This is a genomic window from Prevotella sp. KH2C16 (assembly GCF_900113305.1).
Taxonomy (GTDB): Bacteria; Bacteroidota; Bacteroidia; order Bacteroidales; family Bacteroidaceae; genus Prevotella.
Genome location: NZ_FOOW01000009.1, coordinates 73,526 through 94,150, shown reverse-complemented (window position 1 = coordinate 94,150; position 20,625 = coordinate 73,526). Strand labels below are relative to the sequence as shown.

The 20,625-nt window shown below is 53.9% G+C and carries 15 protein-coding genes and 1 pseudogene; 7 read left to right on the top strand and 9 right to left on the bottom strand.

What is annotated here, in order from left to right:
• Positions 1-18: 18 nt before the first annotated feature.
• Positions 19-2,439, top strand: coding sequence for a calcineurin-like phosphoesterase C-terminal domain-containing protein (locus BM114_RS07985; RefSeq protein WP_255406465.1), 2,421 nt, complete (start codon positions 19-21; stop codon positions 2,437-2,439).
• A 222-nt stretch (positions 2,440-2,661) separates the two neighbouring features.
• On the opposite strand, the gene BM114_RS07980 is transcribed toward BM114_RS07985, so the two are convergent.
• The 6 genes from BM114_RS07980 to BM114_RS07955 form a co-directional block, all read right to left on the bottom strand.
• A complete protein-coding gene (locus tag BM114_RS07980; RefSeq protein WP_092112217.1) occupies positions 2,662-3,567 on the bottom strand; it encodes a TraB/GumN family protein in 906 nt (301 codons plus the stop codon).
• A gap of 18 nt (positions 3,568-3,585) precedes the next feature.
• Positions 3,586-4,434, bottom strand: a complete 849-nt coding sequence (locus tag BM114_RS07975) for a TraB/GumN family protein (RefSeq protein ID WP_092112215.1) — start codon at positions 4,432-4,434, stop codon at positions 3,586-3,588.
• Between the two features lie 43 nt (positions 4,435-4,477).
• Complete coding sequence (locus BM114_RS07970; protein ID WP_092112213.1) at positions 4,478-5,848, bottom strand: MATE family efflux transporter; 1,371 nt, start codon at positions 5,846-5,848, stop codon at positions 4,478-4,480.
• Positions 5,849-6,215: 367 nt separating this feature from the next.
• Complete coding sequence (locus BM114_RS07965; protein ID WP_092112211.1) at positions 6,216-6,851, bottom strand: FKBP-type peptidyl-prolyl cis-trans isomerase; 636 nt, start codon at positions 6,849-6,851, stop codon at positions 6,216-6,218.
• Positions 6,852-8,393: a glycine--tRNA ligase gene (locus BM114_RS07960; RefSeq protein WP_092112208.1), complete on the bottom strand. Its 1,542-nt coding sequence runs from the start codon at positions 8,391-8,393 to the stop codon at positions 6,852-6,854.
• Positions 8,394-8,530: 137 nt separating this feature from the next.
• A complete protein-coding gene (locus BM114_RS07955) occupies positions 8,531-11,368 on the bottom strand; it encodes a glycosyl hydrolase (RefSeq protein ID WP_092112206.1) in 2,838 nt (945 codons plus the stop codon).
• A 178-nt stretch (positions 11,369-11,546) separates the two neighbouring features.
• On the opposite strand from BM114_RS07955, the gene BM114_RS07950 reads away from it, so the two are divergent.
• From BM114_RS07950 to BM114_RS07940, 4 genes are all read left to right on the top strand, one after another.
• A complete protein-coding gene (locus tag BM114_RS07950; RefSeq protein ID WP_092112204.1) occupies positions 11,547-12,326 on the top strand; it encodes a ZIP family metal transporter in 780 nt (259 codons plus the stop codon).
• 442 nt (positions 12,327-12,768) lie between these two features.
• On the top strand, positions 12,769-12,978 hold the full coding sequence (locus BM114_RS14370; RefSeq protein WP_177207078.1) for a hypothetical protein: 210 nt from the start codon (positions 12,769-12,771) through the stop codon (positions 12,976-12,978).
• 235 nt (positions 12,979-13,213) lie between these two features.
• Positions 13,214-13,669: a DIP1984 family protein gene (locus BM114_RS07945; RefSeq protein WP_092112202.1), complete on the top strand. Its 456-nt coding sequence runs from the start codon at positions 13,214-13,216 to the stop codon at positions 13,667-13,669.
• A gap of 434 nt (positions 13,670-14,103) precedes the next feature.
• Positions 14,104-15,534, top strand: coding sequence for an amidophosphoribosyltransferase (locus BM114_RS07940; RefSeq protein WP_092112200.1), 1,431 nt, complete (start codon positions 14,104-14,106; stop codon positions 15,532-15,534).
• A gap of 48 nt (positions 15,535-15,582) precedes the next feature.
• Here BM114_RS07940 and BM114_RS07935 read toward each other — a convergent pair whose 3' ends face one another.
• Together BM114_RS07935 and BM114_RS07930 are read right to left on the bottom strand one after the other, a co-directional pair.
• Complete coding sequence (locus BM114_RS07935) at positions 15,583-15,936, bottom strand: MmcQ/YjbR family DNA-binding protein (RefSeq protein WP_092112198.1); 354 nt, start codon at positions 15,934-15,936, stop codon at positions 15,583-15,585.
• 65 nt (positions 15,937-16,001) lie between these two features.
• Positions 16,002-17,387, bottom strand: coding sequence for an aldo/keto reductase (locus BM114_RS07930; protein WP_092112197.1), 1,386 nt, complete (start codon positions 17,385-17,387; stop codon positions 16,002-16,004).
• Positions 17,388-17,505: 118 nt separating this feature from the next.
• Here BM114_RS07930 and BM114_RS07925 point away from each other — a divergent pair, with 118 nt between their 5' ends.
• The gene (locus tag BM114_RS07925; RefSeq protein WP_092112261.1) at positions 17,506-18,000 is read left to right on the top strand and encodes a gamma carbonic anhydrase family protein; all 495 of its coding nucleotides are present in this window, start codon (positions 17,506-17,508) and stop codon (positions 17,998-18,000) included.
• A 77-nt stretch (positions 18,001-18,077) separates the two neighbouring features.
• Entirely contained in the window at positions 18,078-18,638 is a 561-nt protein-coding gene (locus BM114_RS07920; RefSeq protein ID WP_092112195.1) for an isochorismatase family protein, read from the top strand.
• Positions 18,639-18,642: 4 nt separating this feature from the next.
• On the opposite strand, the pseudogene BM114_RS07915 reads toward BM114_RS07920, so the two are convergent.
• A pseudogene (locus BM114_RS07915) lies at positions 18,643-20,559 on the bottom strand (BCCT family transporter).
• Between the last annotated feature and the right edge of the window lie 66 nt (positions 20,560-20,625).

Genomic DNA, 20,625 nt, shown 5'->3' with positions numbered 1-20,625 from the left:
GCTTTAATAATGACGCAAATGAAAAAAATATTATATTCGGTAATGGCAATGGTATTGATGGCCAGTTGTTCAAATGCAGAAGACAAGTTAAGAAGTACGGAGGGCTCGCAGCCGGTAGACATCACGGCCTGCAAGATTGCCTCTACGCGCGTAGGATATTCCGAGGTGGGAGCTGATGTTGCTGCTGCCTGGGAGGAGACCGACGCTATCTCGCTTTTCACCTTGGAGGGGGCAACGGTGAACCGGGGAACCCTGAAGTTCGTCAATTTCCCCGATGCCGGCGATAAGACAATGGCAAACTTTACGGGCCGTTTGGATAAGGATGTCTCAAGCACCACCCAGATCTATGCCTATGCACAATATCCCAATGTCTACAACACGAGTGGGGGAATTACGAACGACCTTCACTTCCAAACCGGCAAGTTGACGGGCGACGGCAGTGCGACCACGCACGATGTGCTGTATGCCACCGCGGCTTATGACCCTAATTCCACGCAGTCTGTCAAAATGACCTTCAGCCGCAGGATGGCGATTCTCAAGTTTGTGCTTGCGTTGCCTTCTGATATTGGCCATGCCGCCGTAACGGCTTGCAAGGTTGTCGGCGCCAACCTATATAATAAGGTGTCGCTGAACATTCAGGACGCGGCCCTTCGGGAAGGCATTCAAGGGAGTATCAGCATAGACGCTCCCGGCGTAGAGGTGGCGGATGGAGCGGCTTCGTTCTATGTGGCAGTCTATCCGGGCGAGCTTGCTTCCGTCAGCATACCCATCACGATAGGAGGGGCGAAGTATAGCGTGGCGGCCGGAAATATCACGGTAGGTGCCGGCGAATTCAAGACCATAGAAGTACCGGCGGATCAATTCGTGAAAAACGCCTATGATGTGGAGGGCACCGTAACCGATACCGAGGGAAATCCGATGCCGGGCGTCGTCGTCAGCGACAGCTATACCTGCGTCCAGACCGATGCCCGGGGGCATTATGAGTTTAACCGCAATGCCGCTGCCAAGTTTGTCTATTACACCGTTCCGGCCGACTGTGCGATTCCCACCCACTCGGCAACCGACAATACCGCCTATGTCTACCTGCCCCTCGAGGAGGGCGTGTCGCGATATGACTTCAAGCTGAAGAAGCTTGCCGGCGGCAAGGAGAGCAGCTATAAGATGATCGTGATTGGCGACCCGCAGGTAACGAATGCCTACAATCCGTATTTTACCAGTGCTGATGACAACCAGATCGATGTGAGCGATGTCTATCGTTTCACCCATGAGACCATGGCCGATATCAAGAAGACGATAGCGTCTTTGCCCGCCGGGACTCCGGTCTATGGTCTCTCCATGGGCGATGATGTGCAGTATTATGGCGGATACAATGCCACCCTCGAGAGCCAGATTCGTGCGGCGTTGGGCTCTTCTTCGATGATTCTGTTCTCCGTGATAGGCAACCATGATCAGGATGGCAACGCCATCTACAAGAGCAAGTGGGAGGAGAATTTCGGGCCGACGGACTATTCCTTCGACCGGGGCGATGTCCACTATGTCTGTTTCAACAACTGCTGGTTCTATAGCGGGGCAGCCTATTACCAGCCCGGTGAGCTGACCGATGAGCAGATGGCATGGCTGGAACAGGACCTTAGCTTCGTGGACAAGTCGAAGAAAGTGGTGCTCAGCTATCATATTCCGCTGACTTTCGGGACGCGGCCGAAAGCGGGCGCGGCATCGCTGAACCTCCCGACGGAGAGTGCCCATTATTCTTCTTCGCGGCTGGCGAAGTTTATGAGTCTGCTCGGCCAGTTCAGCGGGGGCTACGAACTCTTCTGCGGACACACCCATTTTGCCATCAATCACGAGATTGACTTCGGCGGGCAGCACATCTTGGAGCACTGTCATGCGGCGGCGTGCGGGGATATCTGGCAGTCGAACATCAACATCTGCGGCACTCCGAACGGATATTATATCTACACATTCGACGGAACCAACACGCAGGACTGCTACTACAAGGGTACTTTCTGGGAATCCTCCCGGCAGATGACACTATTCAGAGCCGACACGGACTTCAATGCCGAAACCTATGCTGCCGACTGGAGCATCGCCAGCGGGAAAGGAGCCGTCGTGGCAAATGTGTTCAATGCCGACTCTAAATGGAAGGTCTATGCCGTGGAGAACGGCAGGAAGACCGAGATGACGCGCTGCAACAGTCAGGGGCAGGATGCCTTTGCCGTGGGCTATCACCACAAGTATGCCAAGTCAAACGCTTATAGCTTCTTCAGTAAGAAGAACGCCTATCTGATCATGAACCATCTTTATTACTATGTTCCGACGGATCCCAATGCGGAGATCACCGTCGAGGCTGTGGACGGATACGGCAACACCTACCGTGAGACGACGGCCAATGTGGTTACGGAGCCGTTCTATAATTATGCCCACTACTATTCGAAGTAGGACCGGGGTTTGTGGTCCATATGAAAGGAAGCCATCTCCCTTAACGAGGGGGATGGCTTCCTTTTTTGCTTTCGGCCGTTCTTAGTCTGACAAAATCGGCGAGATTGAACGACAAAATCGGCGATTTTGTCAGATGAAATCGCCGATTTTATCAAGTAGAAAGCCGTTATTTAATAAGTGGAACAGCCTGTTTCGTTTCGTTCCCGGTGGCAGTTGACATTGTTATCTTACGCCTTCCACGGTGTAGCCGGCCTTCCGGAGCAGGGCGAGCACCCCCTTCTCACCCACCAGATGGCCTGCTCCGACGGCAAAGAGGGTGGGCTGCGCTTTCATGATGGCCGGCATCTTGGTGAGCCAGTCGGCATTGCGGTTGTCTATGAGTTCGGCCCTTTCTTCCGGCGTATCATCGCAGGAGTTGTTGAGCTTGAGGTTGATTGACTCTTCAATCATCTTGATGTCCTGCTTGAAATAGCCTTCGAGCATGAGGTCGAGCACCTTGTTGTTGAAGTCCTCGTTGTCTGCCATGCAGAGGAACACCTGTGCCTGTCGGTCAAGAGGCCTTGTGAAGAGCATTTTGATCTGGAACGCCAGAGTCTCCAGTCCGCCTATCTTCTTGCCCTGCTCCTTACCCCAGTTCTGGAAGAAGATGTCGATGGTGTGCGCGGCATCCAGCTGGCTGCCTTGTTTCTTGGTGCAGAGGATGGCCGTCATGGTGGTGGCGAGGGCTGTGGGAGAGAGCTTGTCCAGTTGCTGGGCGACCATGGGGTTGGTAAAGTCGGCTCCCATGTGCTTGGTGAGGAACGCGTTGATGCGTGTCATCTCCTCGCTGGTATAGAGGCTTGTGAAAGTCTTTCCCTCCGGCATCATGAGTGCTTTCTGCACCTCCTGGAGGCCTTCCGGCTGCATCATCGAGTCGTTTACGACCTCTCCATACACGGCCTCGGTGGTGCGCATGGCCTCTCGCAGTCCGGGAATGGAGTCCACGAAGGTGTCGGGACAGAAGTGATAGGTGCCGATGATGTAGGAGGGCTTGCTTAGGCCTTTGCCTGAAATCTTGTACAGCAGTTGTGCGTTGGCTCCGAGGACGCATGTGGCCGTCAGGAGCGCGAAGGTGAACAGTCTTTTCATCTTTATTTTTGTTACGGGTTATTTTACGCCTTCTATAGTATATCCGCCTTTCTTCAGCAGGTTGAGGAGACCTTCCTCGCCGCCGAGCTTGCCGGCATCTACGATGAAGAGAGTGGGCGTCTTCATGATTTCAGGCATCCGGGCACACCACTGGGCGATGGCCTGGGTGGTCTCGGGAGTCATCGGGCTCACCCTGGCTATGGCGTCCGGGTCCTGCCGCTCGAAGGCTGCCGCCACCTTGTCCATGATGCCGAGCTGGGCATCCTCGTGCTCAATGAAGTCCATCAGGATTTCAGCCTGGCGCTGCAGGGGCAGTTCCTTCAGGCATGCCACCTGCTCGTCGATGCCGTTCAGTCCATATCTGGGCTCCTTGTTCACCTTGGCCTGTGCCTCGAAATACTCGTTGAAGGTGTGCGTGGGGTCGTATTCACTCATGTGGTTGGCCACAAAGAGCAACTTCTCCAGTTCGTCTTTCAGGGCGAGGGGAGTCAGGTTTCCATAGCGTTTCTGCACATGCGGGCTCTCCAGTCCCACGCCCTCGTGTTTTTTCAGGAAGGCGTTCAGCTTGGCGTATTGCCCAGGGGTGAGCACCTCCTTGAGGGTCTTGCTGCCGTCGAGGACGCGCGCCTCCTTCAGATACGACGCCGAGTCGGGTGTCGACTCGAAATACATCTGGTCGGTGGCAATCATGGCCTCCTTGATGCCGGCTATCTGTTGCACCACACCTTGGGGGTTGATGAGTTTGTGGATGCCCACGATATAAGAGTCTTTCTCGAGTCCGTTGCCCGATATTCTGTAAAGCAGTTGAGCGTTTGCACCCGTGGCGAATGCGCTCGTAAGAATTAGGATAGCAAATAGTTTTTTCATATTTATACGGTTTTGGTACTTATATAACGACAATTGTCTCTGTTTATTTCATTGCCAGCAGCCATTTCCCGCGGAAGAGCCTGGTGAGAAACATCAAACCGCGGAAGGTCAGTTCCACCGCCATGGCTATCCACACGCCCTTCAGCCCGTAGCGGGGAGCGAGCATGGCTGCCATCGTCAGGCGCACACACCACATCGACACGAGGTTCATAATGGCGGGCTTCAAGGTGTCGCCGGCACCCACGCAGACGCTGTAGGTAACGATGGACGCGGCGAAGAACGGCTCGGCGAAAGCCTCGATGCGGAGCACCTGGCTGCCGAGGGTGCGGATTTCCTCTACCGGAGAGAGAACCCCGATCATCTCAGGCGCGAAGATATACATGATGAGGCCCATGAAGGCCATGATGGCCATGCCCAGTCCCACCGTCATATAGGCAAAGTTCTTGCACAGATCGAGCCTTCCGGCTCCGTGGGTCTGGCCTACGAGGGTCGTCGCGGCATCGCCGATGCCGTATCCGGGCATGTAGCAGAGGCTCTCGGCAGTGATGGCGAACGAGTTGGCGGCAATGGCGATGTTCCCTAAAGGAGCCACGATGAGCGTGCTCACTACCTGTGCTCCGCTCATGAGCACTGACTGCACGGCCATCGGCAGGCTGATTTTCAAGGCCTTGGCAACATAGTCCCATAGCCATGTGAACGGCTCCTTGGCGGGCTGCAGGGCAAGGATTTTGTTCTTGAAGACGGCCATCCACAGCATCGGGACAGAGGTTACGAGGTAGGCCGAGGCTGTGCCGAGTGCCGCTCCGAGCACTCCCAGCCGGGCGATATATATAAAGAGATAGTTGAATCCCACATCCAGAATGCAGAGGAGGATGCTCAGCCCGCTCGGCGTGTGCATGTCGCCCGAGCTCTTGAGCATGGAGCTGGAGAGATGAAAGAGGAATACCAGCGGCAGGGTGAGGGCATAGACGAGGAAATAGAGTGAGGCGTCGCCGGCAATGTCGGCACCGCCACCCAGCCATAAGGGCAGGGGACGATGGATGCCTACACCCACCAGACACATGAACAGACTGAAGATGCCGCCGCAGATGAGGGCGTGCTGGAATACTTGGCGTGCCTGCGGGAAGTCGTTGGCACCGATGAAATGAGCCACTTGGACGCTGAATCCCATCGACATGGCACTCATCACCGAGCCCATGAGCCAGGTGGTGCTCTCTATCAGGCCGATGCTTGCTGATGCCGCAGCTCCCAGATGTCCCACCATGGAGGCATCGATGAAGAACATCATCACCGTCGTTATCTGGGCAAGCATAGAGGGAATGCTCAATCCGAAGATCAGATTGAGCTTCTCCATCCTCGTCATTTCCTGACCCATACGGATTTTCTCCAGCAGTGCGTCGCTTGTCTTGGCCATATACCTAAATGTGATGCAAAGTTACGAAAATAATTATGAAAAAAGCGATTCCTTGTTGTGGAATCGCTCGAAATTCTTGAATTTCCATGCTTTCTCTCAAATTCTTCTTCCTTTCAAATCCTGTCGTTATCCGTCCTGTACAATCTCTTACCTTCTAATACCTAAGCCTAATAACTAACTAACCTAATATTCTCAAACAGAAAAAACTTTTCTTTCGTATCCTTTAATCTTTTATCCTAAAGAAGCCTTGTTCCCTCATTGAATGCAATGCAAAGATAGTGCTGGCTGCGGACACAAGCAAGAAAAGCACCCGGATTCTTTGCGAAAGAGGGTGCTTTTTTGATTTATGTCAAAGTGAGTTGGCTGCCTATTCGCCAATCCATTCAAAAGAGGACTTTGCCTGGGCTGTAGGAATCGGGGTTCCGGCGCGTCCGTAGGCAACGAGCGTGATGTCGAAGATGAGCGTTGAATAGGCTGGAATGGCGGAATTGGACGATGTTGAGGTGCCATAGCCCAGCTGATAGGGAATGTAAACCTTCCAGCGGTCGCCGATGTGCATGTCCATTACTGCCGTGGTGAAGCCGTCTACCAGCTTGGATGGCGACAGTACGGCGGGCTTCATCGTCTGGAGATTATAGTCTCCTGCCCATGTCTTGTCGAAGGCATATCCTCCTGCATAGGTCACAGAAGGAATAAGCCGGCCTTCGTAGTGCACGGCCACCGAGTCGGTATAGAGCGGGGAGCCTGACCCCGTACCGTTTTTCAGTACCTCCACGATGATATGGTCTTCGGGTTTGGTAGCCTTGTCGGCCGTGAACGACCAGTTCTTGAGGATCTTATATTTGGCCGTGTTGCCCTGTGCCGCCTGATAGAGATTGTTGAAATAGGTCTCATTCTTCTGCTGCCAGTCGGCAAACTCTTCCTGACTTGTATCGGTTTCCGAGCATGCCGCGAGGCTTAATAGGCCTGCGAGCATGAACAATGGATGAAATAGATGTTTCATTTATTGTAGTTTCTTTAAAAGGCTTGTGATGCTTACGCGGTCTTCGATGATGGTGCGGAGCTGGTCGATGGGCACACGCTCCTGCTTCATGGAGTCGCGGTGGCGTAGCGTTACGGCGTTGTCGTTCAGCGTGTCGCCGTCAACGGTTACGCAGAAAGGAGTGCCGATGGCGTCCTGCCGGCGATAACGCTTGCCTATGGAGTCCTTCGCCTCGATGTGCGTATTGAAATGGAACTTAAGCTGATCCACGATTTCCTGTGCCTTTTCCGGCAGCCCGTCCTTGTTTACCAGGGGTAGCACGGCACACTTCACGGGTGCCAGAGACTCGGGCAGTTTCAGCACGATGCGCGTGCTTCCGTTCTCGAGCTGCTCCTCCGTGTAGGCATGACACATTACGGAGAGGAACATGCGGTCTACTCCGATGGAAGTCTCGACATCATACGGGGTGTAGCTTTCGTTGCTCTCCGGGTCGAAATACTTGATTTGCTTGCCGCTGTATTTCTCGTGTTGCGAGAGGTCGAAGTCGGTGCGGGAGTGGATGCCCTCTACCTCCTTGAAGCCGAACGGCATCTTGAATTCTATGTCGGTAGCTGCATTGGCATAGTGAGCCAGCTTCTCGTGGTCGTGGAAGCGATAGTTCTCGTTGCCCATGCCGAGTGCCTGATGCCATGCCAGACGATGCTCCTTCCAGTAGTTGAACCACTCCATCTCCGTGCCGGGCTTACAGAAGAACTGCATTTCCATCTGTTCGAACTCGCGCATACGGAACACGAACTGGCGCGCAACAATCTCATTACGGAAGGCTTTGCCTATCTGCGCGATGCCGAAAGGCAGTTTCATGCGCCCGGTTTTCTGTACATTCAGATAGTTGACGAAGATGCCCTGCGCCGTCTCGGGGCGCAGATAAATCTTCATGGCACCGTCGGCAGTAGACCCCATCTCCGTGGAGAACATCAGGTTGAACTGCCGCACATCGGTCCAGTTCTTGGTGCCGCTGATGGGATCCACGATTTCCTCATCGAGGATAATCTGTTTCAGTTCCTCAAGATTGGGTCCCTGCATGGCGCTGGCATAGCGCTCGTGCAGAGCATCGCGCCTCTGCTGATGCTCCAAAACACGGGGATTGGTCTCGCGGAACTTAGCCTCGTCGAAGGCTTCTCCGAAGCGCTTGGCGGCTTTCTGCACCTCCTTGTCTATCTTCTCGTCGTATTTGGCAATCTGGTCTTCAATCAGCACATCGGCACGATAGCGCTTCTTGGAGTCGCGGTTGTCGATGAGGGGGTCGTTGAAGGCGTCTACATGCCCGCTGGCCTTCCATGTCGTGGGGTGCATGAAGATGGCTGCGTCGATGCCGACGATGTTGCTGTGGAGGAGCACCATGCTCTGCCACCAATATTGTTTGATATTGTTTTTCAGCTCGACGCCGTTCTGACCATAGTCGTATACGGCGCCCAGGCCGTCGTAAATGTCTGAGCTGGGGAAGACGAAGCCATATTCCTTGCAGTGGCTTACTATCTTCTTGAATACATCTTCTTGTGCCATAATAATGTCTTAAAATCCGAATTTGCCCGCAAAGGTACTATAAAATGGAGAGACGGCAAAATAAAACAATAAGATTTAATCTTTATTATTACACGCGTGCAGCCCTTTCGCATCCTTCCCGGAGGGTGAAGCCTTTCTCATCTGTATAGCTTCACTCCCCCGATGATGCCCATAGGCTTGGGCTTGTGGTTTCGCTTGATGACGAAGCGCTGGGCAACCTTGTTGTCCTTCAGCGTCTGCATGTAGTTGTCCATCAGCGTGGTTACTTTCACCCGGATGGTGTTCTCGCCCTTGCGCACGAGTCTCGAGATGTCGAAGACCTTGTCGCCATACCAGCGCAGTCCCGCATATTTCCCATTTATATATACTTCGGCCGTCTCGCAGACCTTTCCCAGATTCAGGAAGCGCGGCATCTGCGTGCCGTCGGCAATGAACTTCGCCGTATAGGTGATGTCGCCCATGAATGACTTGTGGTTTGTCTCGAGCAGGTCCTGAGGCTGCCTCATGTCCATCTCGGCGATGGAGTCTGTGAGGGCATGGTGCAGCACGAGGTGCCATCCCATAATCTCCTGTGTGTCGGTGCCTTCCAAGGGGAGGGGCTTCTGCTCGCTGCCACCCTTTGCATGGTTGAATACCAGCAGCATGCTTTCCGACGGGCGCAGCAGCAGGTTGAGGCTGTTGTCCTTGAGGTTTACGCGGTAGCGCTTGCCATCCGTGGCGTCGTATCGCCACAGGTTTCTGCCGTTGATAAGACTGGAGGGAAACACGATGTCAGTCGTGCGTTGCTCGCCCATATTGGCATTCATGAGAAAGAAGATGTCGGAACCGTCGTCGGCCTTATAGTGGTTTTGCAGAAGGAACCGGTCCGGGCTCTTGATGGTGATGGCATGGGGCAGGTCGTATTGCGCCATCACCTGCTCATACCACTCCAGATAGCGGCCGTCTTTCGGCTTGTCGAGCAGGATGAAGCGGTCGGCATATTGCTTGAGTTCCTCCACGGTAGCGCGGATTTTCTGGTCGCGGGCCTCGTAATCGTGCAGTCCCAGCGACCGGTCAGGATAGCATCCGATGCAGAACACTCTCCCGCCGCCTTTCACGAACTCCATGATTTTATCCAAGGCCTCTTGCGTGGTGCCCTTCACTTCGGGCAGGATGAGCACTTTATACGCTTTGTTGCCATAGCAGAGCTGTCCGCTCTTGACGGTGCAGTCTTTCAGAATGAGCTCCGAAAGATAGTCGGCACCGCCCCCTGTCTTGTGTATTGCCTCCCATATCAGGGAGGTGTATTCTACATTCAGCTTGCCCGGGAAGGGCTCTGTCTGCACGCCCAGCTCGCTCCAGAGGTCGCCGTTGGCGGGCAGTATGGCGATGTCGGTCTGCATATCGGCGTTCTGCAGCAGGCTCGAAGTGCGTGCCCTGTATAGGTTCAGGTTCTTCCAGTAGGGAAACCATGTGTTATGTTCATTATAGTAACTGCCGTATTGCACCCATCCGGGGAACTTGACATCCAGCGGGGAATAGTTGAAGCCGTGCCATACGGAGTGCGTGATGCCCGACATGGCGTTCATGTCAGACCCCACCTTGAGCAGTTCCAGGGAAGTTTCGAAGGCCTTATAGGTATTCGTCATCTCCTCTGCACTGATGAGTCGCTTGCCCTGTAGGTGGGCTGCCGATGAGACATACTTGTTTATCATCGTGTAGGCACGCCCCCGCCGGTAGTCGGAGTCGGACATTTCTTCACCGATGCGGTGCCTCAGGTAGTTGGTGGTCCACGACTCTCCCTCGGGAATGTCCACCTCCAAGGAGCTCTCTTCAATGAACATGCCCCGGCCGTAGGCTTGCTCGCGCGACTTCACGCCGTGGTCGCGGCACCACTGTGCAAAGGTCTTCGAATAGTTCTCGCGCATCAGTTCGGCCTTGGTCAGTTCGAAGTCGAAGCGCGCCCGGTTGGTCAGTTCCCGGAACTTCTGCCCTTTCTTGGCTCCGAAGTTGTAGTCGGTTACTTCGCCCAGCCTGCCCACCTTGAACATCAGGAACGGCAGCCACGGCATGATGTCGTAGCCCCTGCGCCTGATAAACTCCTCGCGGAAGTTCTGCGTCCAGTTGCAGCCCTCCAGCTCCATGCTGTCTACGAAGAAGGCTCTCAGGTGCTTGGAGAGCGGGCCGATGCGGCTCTCGATGGTGGCTGACATGTGGTCGAGATATTTCCTCACGGCCTTTGCGTCCATGTGGTTGAGGATGGAGCCGGCCGCTCCCGGTGCCCCGTTGATGACCGAGGCGAACGATTCATACTGCACGACGGCATAGAGCAGGTGCTTGCCCTTGGGCACATCCACGGTCAATACGCCGTCTTTCACCTTGTCGGTTACTTCTACGGCGTCGTCCAGACGGTTGATGGAGTCGGGTACGATATAGGCTGACAGGAGGCGGGGAGCACGCCGCGGATTCACCACGGTTACTCCCGGGTCTACCTGCTTGAATATCTCATATTCGGAAAATTCCGCCGTTTCTCCGCCGTTTACGGGTATGGCGGCCGTCAGGAGCACCGAGGCTCTCTCCTCACGGGGCAGGTTCTCCGCTCCGAAAGGCCATCCGGAGCCTACGATGAGGTCGCAAGTCATGCCGAGGCGATCGGCCTCGTCGAACACCACTTTCAGCATGTCGATCCACTCATTGCTGAGCCATTTCAGCGTCTTGTGCCCTTGGCGGTCGGCCCCGTAGGGCATTGAGATGGGGTTGATTTCCACTCCCCCGATTCCTGCATCCTTCAAGAGGCGGAGCTCCCTGACAAGTTCCTTGGCCTCGACGGCGTCTCCGTTCCACCACCATCTTACGAAAGGCTTGTATCGGCTGTCGGGATTCTGGAACTGGGCATACATGGCTTTCTCGCCGAGAGGCTTCCCAGCCTTCGCCTGGGTGCCGGCAAGGGTAATTGCAAAGGTGATTGCAATATACAAGATTAGGTTCTTTTTCATGATATATTATCGGTTTTGCTGCAAAGGTACGAAAACTGTCTGGAATACGCAAGGATATGGCGGGCGAAGACGCAAAAAAGTCCGAATGGCTCTTCGGACGGCTTGCTTTTTTGGTTCTTCACCTTATTTTTTCCCCGGATTTCTTTTTCCTTTCTGAATTTTTGCCTACCTTTGCCGCATGTCTGGAGTTTTTCTTACTCTTTTGATACCCTTCCTCGGCACGACGCTCGGTGCCGCGTTCGTGTTTTTCATGAAGGACGAGATGTCTCCGCGCTTGCAGAAGTCTCTCCTGGGTTTTGCTTCCGGCGTGATGGTGGCTGCCTCCGTGTGGTCGCTCATCATCCCAGCCATGGACATGTCGGCCGACATGGGCCGGCTGCGGGTCGTCCCTGCTGCCGTCGGAATCCTGCTGGGAATGGGCTTCCTGCTCCTTGTAGATAGCCTCACGCCTCACCTCCACATGGGCGACTCGCATCCGGAGGGCTTGAAGGCTCACATTTCCAAGACGGCCATGCTCACCCTTGCCGTTACCATTCACAATTTTCCCGAAGGGATGGCAGTAGGCGTGGTCGTGGCCGGAGCCTTGCAGGGCGGAGAGTGGATATCGGCCGCGGGAGCGATGGCGATGTCGGTCGGCATTGCCATCCAGAACATTCCGGAGGGAGCCATCATCTCCATGCCGATGAAGGCGGCGGGCGGCAGCCGGATGAGGTCATTCCTCATGGGCACGCTTTCAGGGGCCGTGGAGCCGTTGGGGGCTGTTCTTGTTATCTTGCTCGCATCGCTCATGCAGCCCGCGCTGCCTTATCTGCTGGCCTTTGCGGCCGGTGCCATGCTCTATGTGGTTATCGAGGAGCTCATTCCCGAGGCGTCTGGGGGCGAGCATTCCAACCTCTCCACGATAGGTTTTGCCATCGGCTTCGTGCTCATGATGCTGCTCGATGTGGTCCTCGGATAGGCGGCCACAGGTGGCGCTTACCGCTCCCGGTCCGTCGCCTCAGTGTCTTTTGTTTTTCTTTTAGCCGCCAGGAGGCTGACAAAATCGCCGATTTTGCCCCGTGATTTCGGCGATTTTGTCGTTCAATCTCGCCGATTTTGTCATCCTCTTTGCCGCCCTCGTCTTTCCCCGGAGTAGCCTTGGGGGCGAAAGGCTCTTACCTTTCACCGCTTTTTGTCCGTCTGCCGTGTCAAGGAGGTGTCGCCACAGGAGAAGTTTCCTTTCCTGTTTATCATCTTATGAAGCTGCCGATGCCGCCGGCAAGGGCTGTCAGTTCTTCTGCAGGAGGATGTAGCCAGACCGGGTGATAGGGCTGGAAAATTTTTTTGGGGGTTTCGTGAACAACTTATTGGAAAAATGACTATATTTGTCAGAAGAAGAAAATCTCAAAAATTCTAATAGTATGATAGACGGCCTTTTAACCCATCATAAGAAGTTTGTTGCGGCAAGGCGCTCTGTTTTAAACGACAGTACCCGCTGTCCGAGCTCAAGACTGCCTGTCGTGCGGGGCACGGTTGGCAGGGCGGGGGCGCATTTCCTGACGGAGGGAAAGCCCTGTCCCGTGAGTATTCTTCATGGATTCCGGAGCGGTGGAGCTTCGAAAATGGGATGAACGGAATTTGATTTACGAAACTTCGGTATGGCTGATAAGGTTTAAAAGATTTGTATTCGGATTTCTGGAAGCCGGGTGGCAGATGAAAATCTCCCGCCTGTAACCGAAGACTCAGGTAAGGCCGTCTGCTATAAGGCCTTACCTGTTTAGTGAGGTTCAGAAAAAGACGGCATCTCTGGAGGGTATTTCGTGAATTATCGTTATCTTTGCATCATAAACTAAAAACATAGACACAATGAAGTTGGCAGAGGCACTGGCTATCCGCAAGGATACGCAGAAGAGAATCGAGCAGCTGAAAAGCCGCATTCTGAATAATGTGAGGGTGCAGGAGGGCGACGAGCCCTCCGAGAATCCCGGGGAACTGATGAAGGAGATGGAGGCCGGTCTGGGAGAGCTGCAGAAGCTCATTTTCCAAATCAACCAGACCAATATGCACACCGTGGTAGACGGCCAGACGCTCACCGAAATGATGGCTGAGAAAGAGGTGCTGGCCATGCGGATAACGGCACTTCGCGACATCTTTGCCAAGGCATCGGAGTCGCAGGACCGCTATAGCCGCTCCGAAATCAAGATGCTGACCACCATCGACATCAAGCCGCTGGGCAAACAGATAGACCGTTTGTCGAAGCAGCTCCGGGAACTCGACATCCGGATTCAGGCGCTGAACTTCGCGACGGAACTTGAAGAGTAGTTTTCCGCGGCGGAGGCTGCGGCCTTTGGCCGTCGGATTCATCACAGAATGAGAGTAACCTCAAGGTTGTAGGTGCGAGCCGAAGATTCTGTTTGGAATCATGTGCCAGGCCGGGGGAGCTGGCTTTTTGCATGTAGCAGGCCCCAGCACATCGGCACGGCTCAAGGCGCATTTATCATGTGGCATTACCATTGGCTGACTATGACTGAGAGGCGAGGGTGGGTAGCGGGACTTGTAAGGGGCGTTTCCATGCGGGATGTGCCGTCGTGGCGGTGCTGGATACTGGAGGGAGAAGGAGCGGAGGCATGACTTGATTTGCGCAAAGAAAATCTCGGACTCCGCCGAAAAAACATCCTTCAACTTTTTGGTTGTGGCTGATTTTTTGTAACTTTGCGCTATATAAAGTTAGTATCTCTTAGAAAACAAATTACATTATGGGTGGTATCTTTGGAACCATAGCCGTGAAGAGTTGTGTGAACGACCTCTTCTATGGTACCGATTACAATTCTCACTTGGGCACGAAGCGTGCAGGCCTTGTTACTTTCGATGAAGAGAAGGGATTCTGTCGCTCAATCCACAGCCTTGAGAAGGATTATTTCCGTACGAAATTCGAGGACGAACTGGATAGCTTTTCCGGAAACAAGGGACTTGGCGTAATCAGCGATACCGACCCTCAGCCCATCATAGTCAATTCGCATCTGGGGCGATATGCCGTCGTAACGGTGGCGCGTATCAACAATCTCAACGAGATTGCAGACGAGTTGCTGAAGCAGCGCATGCACCTGAGCGAGATGTCGGCCAACAACATCAACCAGACCGAGATGGTGGCCTTGCTGATTAACATGGGCAATACCTTCGTCGAGGGCATCAACAATGTGTATCGGAAGATAGAAGGCTCGTGCTCGATGCTGGTGCTCACGGAGGACGGCATCATCGCCGCCCGCGACTTCCTTGGCCGCACCCCGTTGGTTATCGGCCGCAAGGAGGGGGCTTATGCCGTGTCGAGTGAGAGCTCGAGCTTCCCCAATCTGGAGTTTCAGCCGGTGCGCGATGTCGGTCCGGGAGAGATCGTGCGCCTCCGGGCTGACGGGATGGAGGTGCTGCAAGGCCCTATGCGGCACGAGCAGATATGCTCCTTCCTGTGGGTCTACTATGGCTTTCCGTCCAGCTCCTATGAAGGCATCAATGTCGAAGAGGTGCGCGAGCGGAACGGGAAACGGATGGGCCAGGAGGACGATACCGAGGCCGACCTCGTCTGCGGCATCCCGGATTCGGGCGTGGGAATGGCGTTGGGGTATGCCGAGGGGCGTGGAATCCCCTATAAGCGTGCCGTCTTGAAGTATACGCCCACATGGCCGAGGAGCTTCACCCCGAGCAATCAGGAGCGCCGGAGCCTCGTGGCCAAGATGAAGCTCATCCCTAACCGGGCTGTTCTCGAAGGGCAGCGCGTGGTGTTCTGCGACGACTCCATTGTGCGGGGAACCCAGCTGCGCGACAATGTGAAGTCCTTCTTCGAGTACGGGGCAAAGGAAGTGCACGGGCGGATTTCGTGCCCGCCGCTGGTCTATGGCTGTCCTTTCATCGGTTTTACCAATTCCAAGAGTGATATGGAATTGATTACGCGCCGTGTCATCGGCGACTTTGAGGGCGATGCCTCGAAGAACTTGGAGAAGTATGCGTCTGACGATACGCCAGAATATAGGCGTATGGTAGACGAGATAGCCCGTCGCCTGGGGCTCACTACGGTGAAGTTCATGAAGCTGGACACGCTGCTTGAGAGCATCGGAATGCCGAAATGCAAGGTGTGCACGCACTGCTTTGACGGCAGCAGCTACTGCCATGAGCACGACAACGACGAAGACTAAAGTGGACTGTGGCATCGGCTCCCGAGGGTGCCCGGTCTGCCTTTCGGCCTATTCCTCCGGCAGTAGGGGCCTCAGTCGCTTAGGCAGTCTGCCGGCAACGGCCAGATAAGAGCTCCTGATGAGTTGCTCCGTCAGTTTGTCGTCGAGGGTCTCGAGATAGAGGTCGCTCCAATGGGTCTTGTTGAGATGGTAGGCCGGACGGATGCCGTCGTAGTGTTCGCGGAGTTCCGCCCCGCGGTCGGGAGCGAGCTTCACGGCGCAGGTAGGCTCCGGCGATTCCAGCCAGATGTGGAGGAAAATCTTCCCGCCGATGCGGAATATGAGCCAGTCGGGTCCGTAAGGCATGTCCTCGGTGGCTTCCGGCAGAGACAGGGCGTAGGCTCTTACTTGTTCTATATTCATGTCTTTTCAGTTGAAAAATAAAGCCCGGGACGAGGAAAGTCCCGGGCTTTCATTTCTAAAAACCGTTATTCTCCGGCACCACCGACCAGCTCCACTATTCTGGACATCTGGTTGGGAATGCGTATCTGCTGCGGGCACTTGGGCAGGCAGGCTTCGCAGTCCATGCACTGGGATGCCCATTCGCTCTCCTTGAAGGTCTTCTTGTAGCCGTTCACGAAGTCAGTAAGCCGCACTTTATAGTCAAGCGACTTCTTGTCGGGGAACTTCCCCTCGTTGATGGCCTTGTTGTAGTAGGCAAAGTTTCCCGGTATATCGACGCCGTAAGGGCAGGGCATGCAATAACGGCAAGCCGTACACGGGATGACCGGCAGCCCCGACATGTCGTCGGCAATCTTGGCAAGCAGCTCGTTTTCACTCGTAGTGCAGGGGTCGAGAGGTGAGAAGGTGCGCACATTTTCTTCAAGCACTTCCATGGTGGTCATGCCGCTCAATGTGGTGAGGATGTTGGGATGAGAGCCCACCCAGCGGAAAGCCCAGGAGGCAGGTGTTGCCTCGGGGCGGACGGCCTTGAGCCTGTTGACATACTCCTCGGGAATCTTGGCAAGCCTGCCGCCAAGGAGTGGCTCCATGACCACATTCTGCACGCCGGCCTTCTCGCTCTTGGCATAGAGGTATTCTGCGTCGGCATCCTGCTTCCAGCCGCCTTTGTTGAGCGATGCATGGCGCCAGTCGATATAGTTCATTTCTATCTGCACGAAGGTGAAACCATACTTATCGTTATGGTCGAGGAGCCAGTCGAAGACGCGCACATCGCCATGATAGCTGAATCCGAGGTTGCGGATGACACCCTTGTCGCGCTGTTCGCAAAGCCAGTCGAGCAGTCCGTTGTTGATGAATCGGTCGTTGAGCTTGTCAAGGCCGCCTCCTCCGACGGAGTGGAGAAGGTAATAGTCTATATAGTCTACCTGCAGTTTGGCCAGTGAATCATGGAACATCTTCTTGCCGGCTTCAAGCGTGTGATTTCCCCGGTCCGACATCTTGGTGGCAATAAAGTAGCTCTTGCGGGGATGGCGGTGCAGTGCTATGCCCGTGGCTATTTCCGACTGCCCCCCGTGATAGACGGGAGCGGTGTCGAAATAGTTCACTCCATGTGCCAGGGCATAGTCCACCTCCTTGTTCACCATGTCCTGATCGATCTTGCCGTCCTTCTGCGGAAGGCGCATCATACCGTATCCGAGGAGTGATACCTTTTCGCCGTTATGGCGGTTCACACGCAGTGTCATGCCCTCGGGATTTCCCTCCACGGGAGCGGAGTTGCCGTTTTTGTTGGTGAGAGAATCGGCAAAAGCCGAGATGGGGCCTATGCTTGTCAGGGCTGCGGCAGAAGCCGTCGTCATGCCTAAGCGCTTCAGAAACTGGCGTCTGTTTAAGTTTTGATTACCTCTATCCATAATATTCCTGTATTGTATCTGATGCTACAAATATAATCGTAAATTTCGAAAAAACAAACATGTTGCAAGATTTTAACCAAATAATTGTATCTTTGTACTTGGAAAATGATCGGAAATGATGGCACTGGTAAAGGAAGTCAACGGGAAAACTCCCAAGTGGGGACGCAATTGCTATTTTGCGGAAAATGCGGCGCTTATAGGCGACATCACCATGGGCGACGACTGTTCGGTGTGGTTTGGAGCCGTGCTGAGGGCGGATGTGGATGCCATTCGCATGGGCTGCCGTGTGAATGTGCAGGACTGTGCCTGCATCCACCAGACCCAGGGACGCCCCGTTGTCATCGAGGACGATGTCTCGATAGGGCACGGGGCGGTTGTGCATGCCTGTTGCTTGCGCAAGGGAGCCTTGGTCGGCATGAACGCCACGGTGCTCGACGGCGTGGAAGTGGGCGAGGGGGCTATTGTTGCCGCAGGTGCCGTGGTGCTTGCGGGGACGAGGATAGATTCTTATGAGATATGGGCAGGAGTGCCCGCCCGTCTGGTGAAGAAGTCCGATCGGGAGCAGGCTCTTACCTTCGCACGGCACTATATGGAAATCAAGGAGTGGTACTAAAGGGCAGGCAACACCTATTCCTGCCTTCTTGAGACCCCTTTCCCGGATGAGTATTGAACTAAAAATAAGATAGAACGATGAACAAACTATTGCTGATCATCGACCCGCAGATGGATTTTATCAACGGCTCACTGCCTGTTGCGGGTGCTGCCGAGGCTATGGACGCTCTGGCAGAATATGTAGAAAATCATGGCAATGAGTATGCGTTGCGTGTGGCCACATCCGACTGGCATCCTTATCACCATTGCTCTTTCGACCGTGAGGGCGGGCCTTGGCCGGTGCATTGCCTGCAGTATTCTGCGGGTGCTGCCGTCTGGCAGCGACTCCTGGAAGCCCTTGACGAGACGGAGGGCGGGTTCACTTTGCTCTACAAGGGCGATGAGGCTTCGCGCGACGAGTATTCCATCTTGCAGAACAGGCATTCCTCCGTGGAGCTTCGCCGTCTTATCAGCGAGCATGCCATCGGGCAGATTGATGTGTGCGGACTGGCAGGGAATGTCTGCGTCCTCGATACTTTGAAGGATCTTCTGGCAGAGTACGGCTCGGAAATGCTGCATGTACTCACGGCCTATTCTCCTTCGCTTGACGACGGCTCGGCACTCAGAGACTTCGTCAAAGCCCACGGACTGAAAGACTGATGCCTCAAGACTTGTATTTTTCTTTGTCTATGAACATCATGGCTTTCTGCTCGTCCGCAATCACCCTGATGTAACGCTCGTATTCGCGTAGTACATCGGCAATGATTTCCTCTTGATTCAGATATTGAATATCGTTGCCTGTGCGCCCGTCGCTGTAATAGGTAACGGGGATGTATTGCTGGTTGCTGCTGATATCGGGGGTGTTGTCTTCGTCGATAAGATAGTCTGATATGTTGCGCCGCTCTGCCATAACGCCATATCTGAAGTTTCGGATTTTGTCATACCGAATGACGATTTCCATAGACAGATATCCTTGTTTCCCTTTAATGATTTCGGCGTCAATGCCTTTTTTTGCAAGCTCCGTGGAGAGTTCTTCGAAGGCGGGACGCACTTTTTGGTCGAGAAACCTCTGGACATCGGTTTTCTGGGAGAAAGTGAGAATCTGAGAGAGGCGCTCCCGCCAATGGCTCCCGTTCCAGTTGCGGCTCCCGTAAGGCAGGCGTGAATTATGGTAAAGCAGGTCTGTATGCAAGGCCCTCATCATACAGAAGCAAAGCACGAGCATGATGATGCCAAAAGGCAAGGCCGATATCAGCGTCATGGTTTGCAGCGCCTGGAGCCCGCCAGCATAGAGCATAGCAATGGAGATGAGTGCCAACAGCATGCCCCAGAAGGCATTTTGCCATTTCGGGGAATTAGGATTGTTACCCGAGGTGATGCTGTTCATAACGAGTATGCCCGAATCGGCAGAAGTAACGAAGAAGATGGTAATCATCAAGACGGCCAGCACACACAGAGGGGTTGCCAGTGGAAACTGTTCGAAGAAACTGAATAGCAAGATGTCTGGTTGTTCTACCAATGCAGATAGTGTGCCGTGGGCGATATACTTGTCTATATAGATGGCTCCATTGCCAAAGACGGTCATCCATAGGAAAATGAAAAGCGAAGGAACCAGAAGAACCGCGATAATGTATTCGCGGATAGTGCGCCCTTTGGAAATGCGGGCTATAAAAAGTCCGACGAACGGAGCCCAGCTAATCCACCATGCCCAGAACATCACAGTCCAACTGGTGAACCATCCTCGGCCGTCTGACTCAAAAGCGAAAGTATTAAAAGTGAGGTCGGCAAATCGTTGGATATAATATCCTACACCCTCACTAAAAGCACTCAGCAGGAAGGTTGTGGGACCTAGAACAAGTATGAATGACATGAGCAGGATTGCTAGTCCAAGGTTGAGCTCACTCAATCTTTTCACGCCTTTATTGACTCCTGTTACAGCTGAGGTTATGGCTATTGCACTCACAATAATGATGATGAGACTTTGGAAGGTAAAGCTGGATTCATGGAAAACTCCCAGATGGACAAGCCCTGCATTGAGCTGAATAACACCGAACCCTAAGGAGGTGGTAATTCCGAAGAAAGTACTAACAAAGGCAAAAGTGTCGACAATGTTTCCAATGGAGCCTTTTATTCGTTCGCCTAAGATAGGATAAAGGCCACTACGAATGGATAAAGGGAGATGATAGCGGAAGGAGAAATAGGCAAGTATGAGTCCCATGATGGCGAAAATGCCCTAGGCATGGATGCCCCAGTGGAAAAAGGTGGCTAACTGTGCATCTTTAGCAGGGTTAACTGTTGTCGGCAAGGCGGGATGGACATAGTGAGACATGGGTTCTGCAACGCCAAAATACATCAGCCCAATGCCCATCCCTGCGGCAAAAAGCATTGATATCCAGGAGAAAAAACTGTATTGTGGCGTGGAATTGTCAGCTCCCAAGCGGATATTGCCTGTTTTACTAAAGGCGAGTACCATCAAGAATATGATGAAGAGGGATACCAGTAGGATGTATACCCAGCTGAAATTTCGGTAGATGGCAGACTGGATGTTAAGTAGGGTGCGACTCGTCCATGACGGATATATGGCGCAGAGCAGAGATAATATGAATAGGAGAGTAGTCCGGGATAAGCCACGGTTCGTGTAAATGTT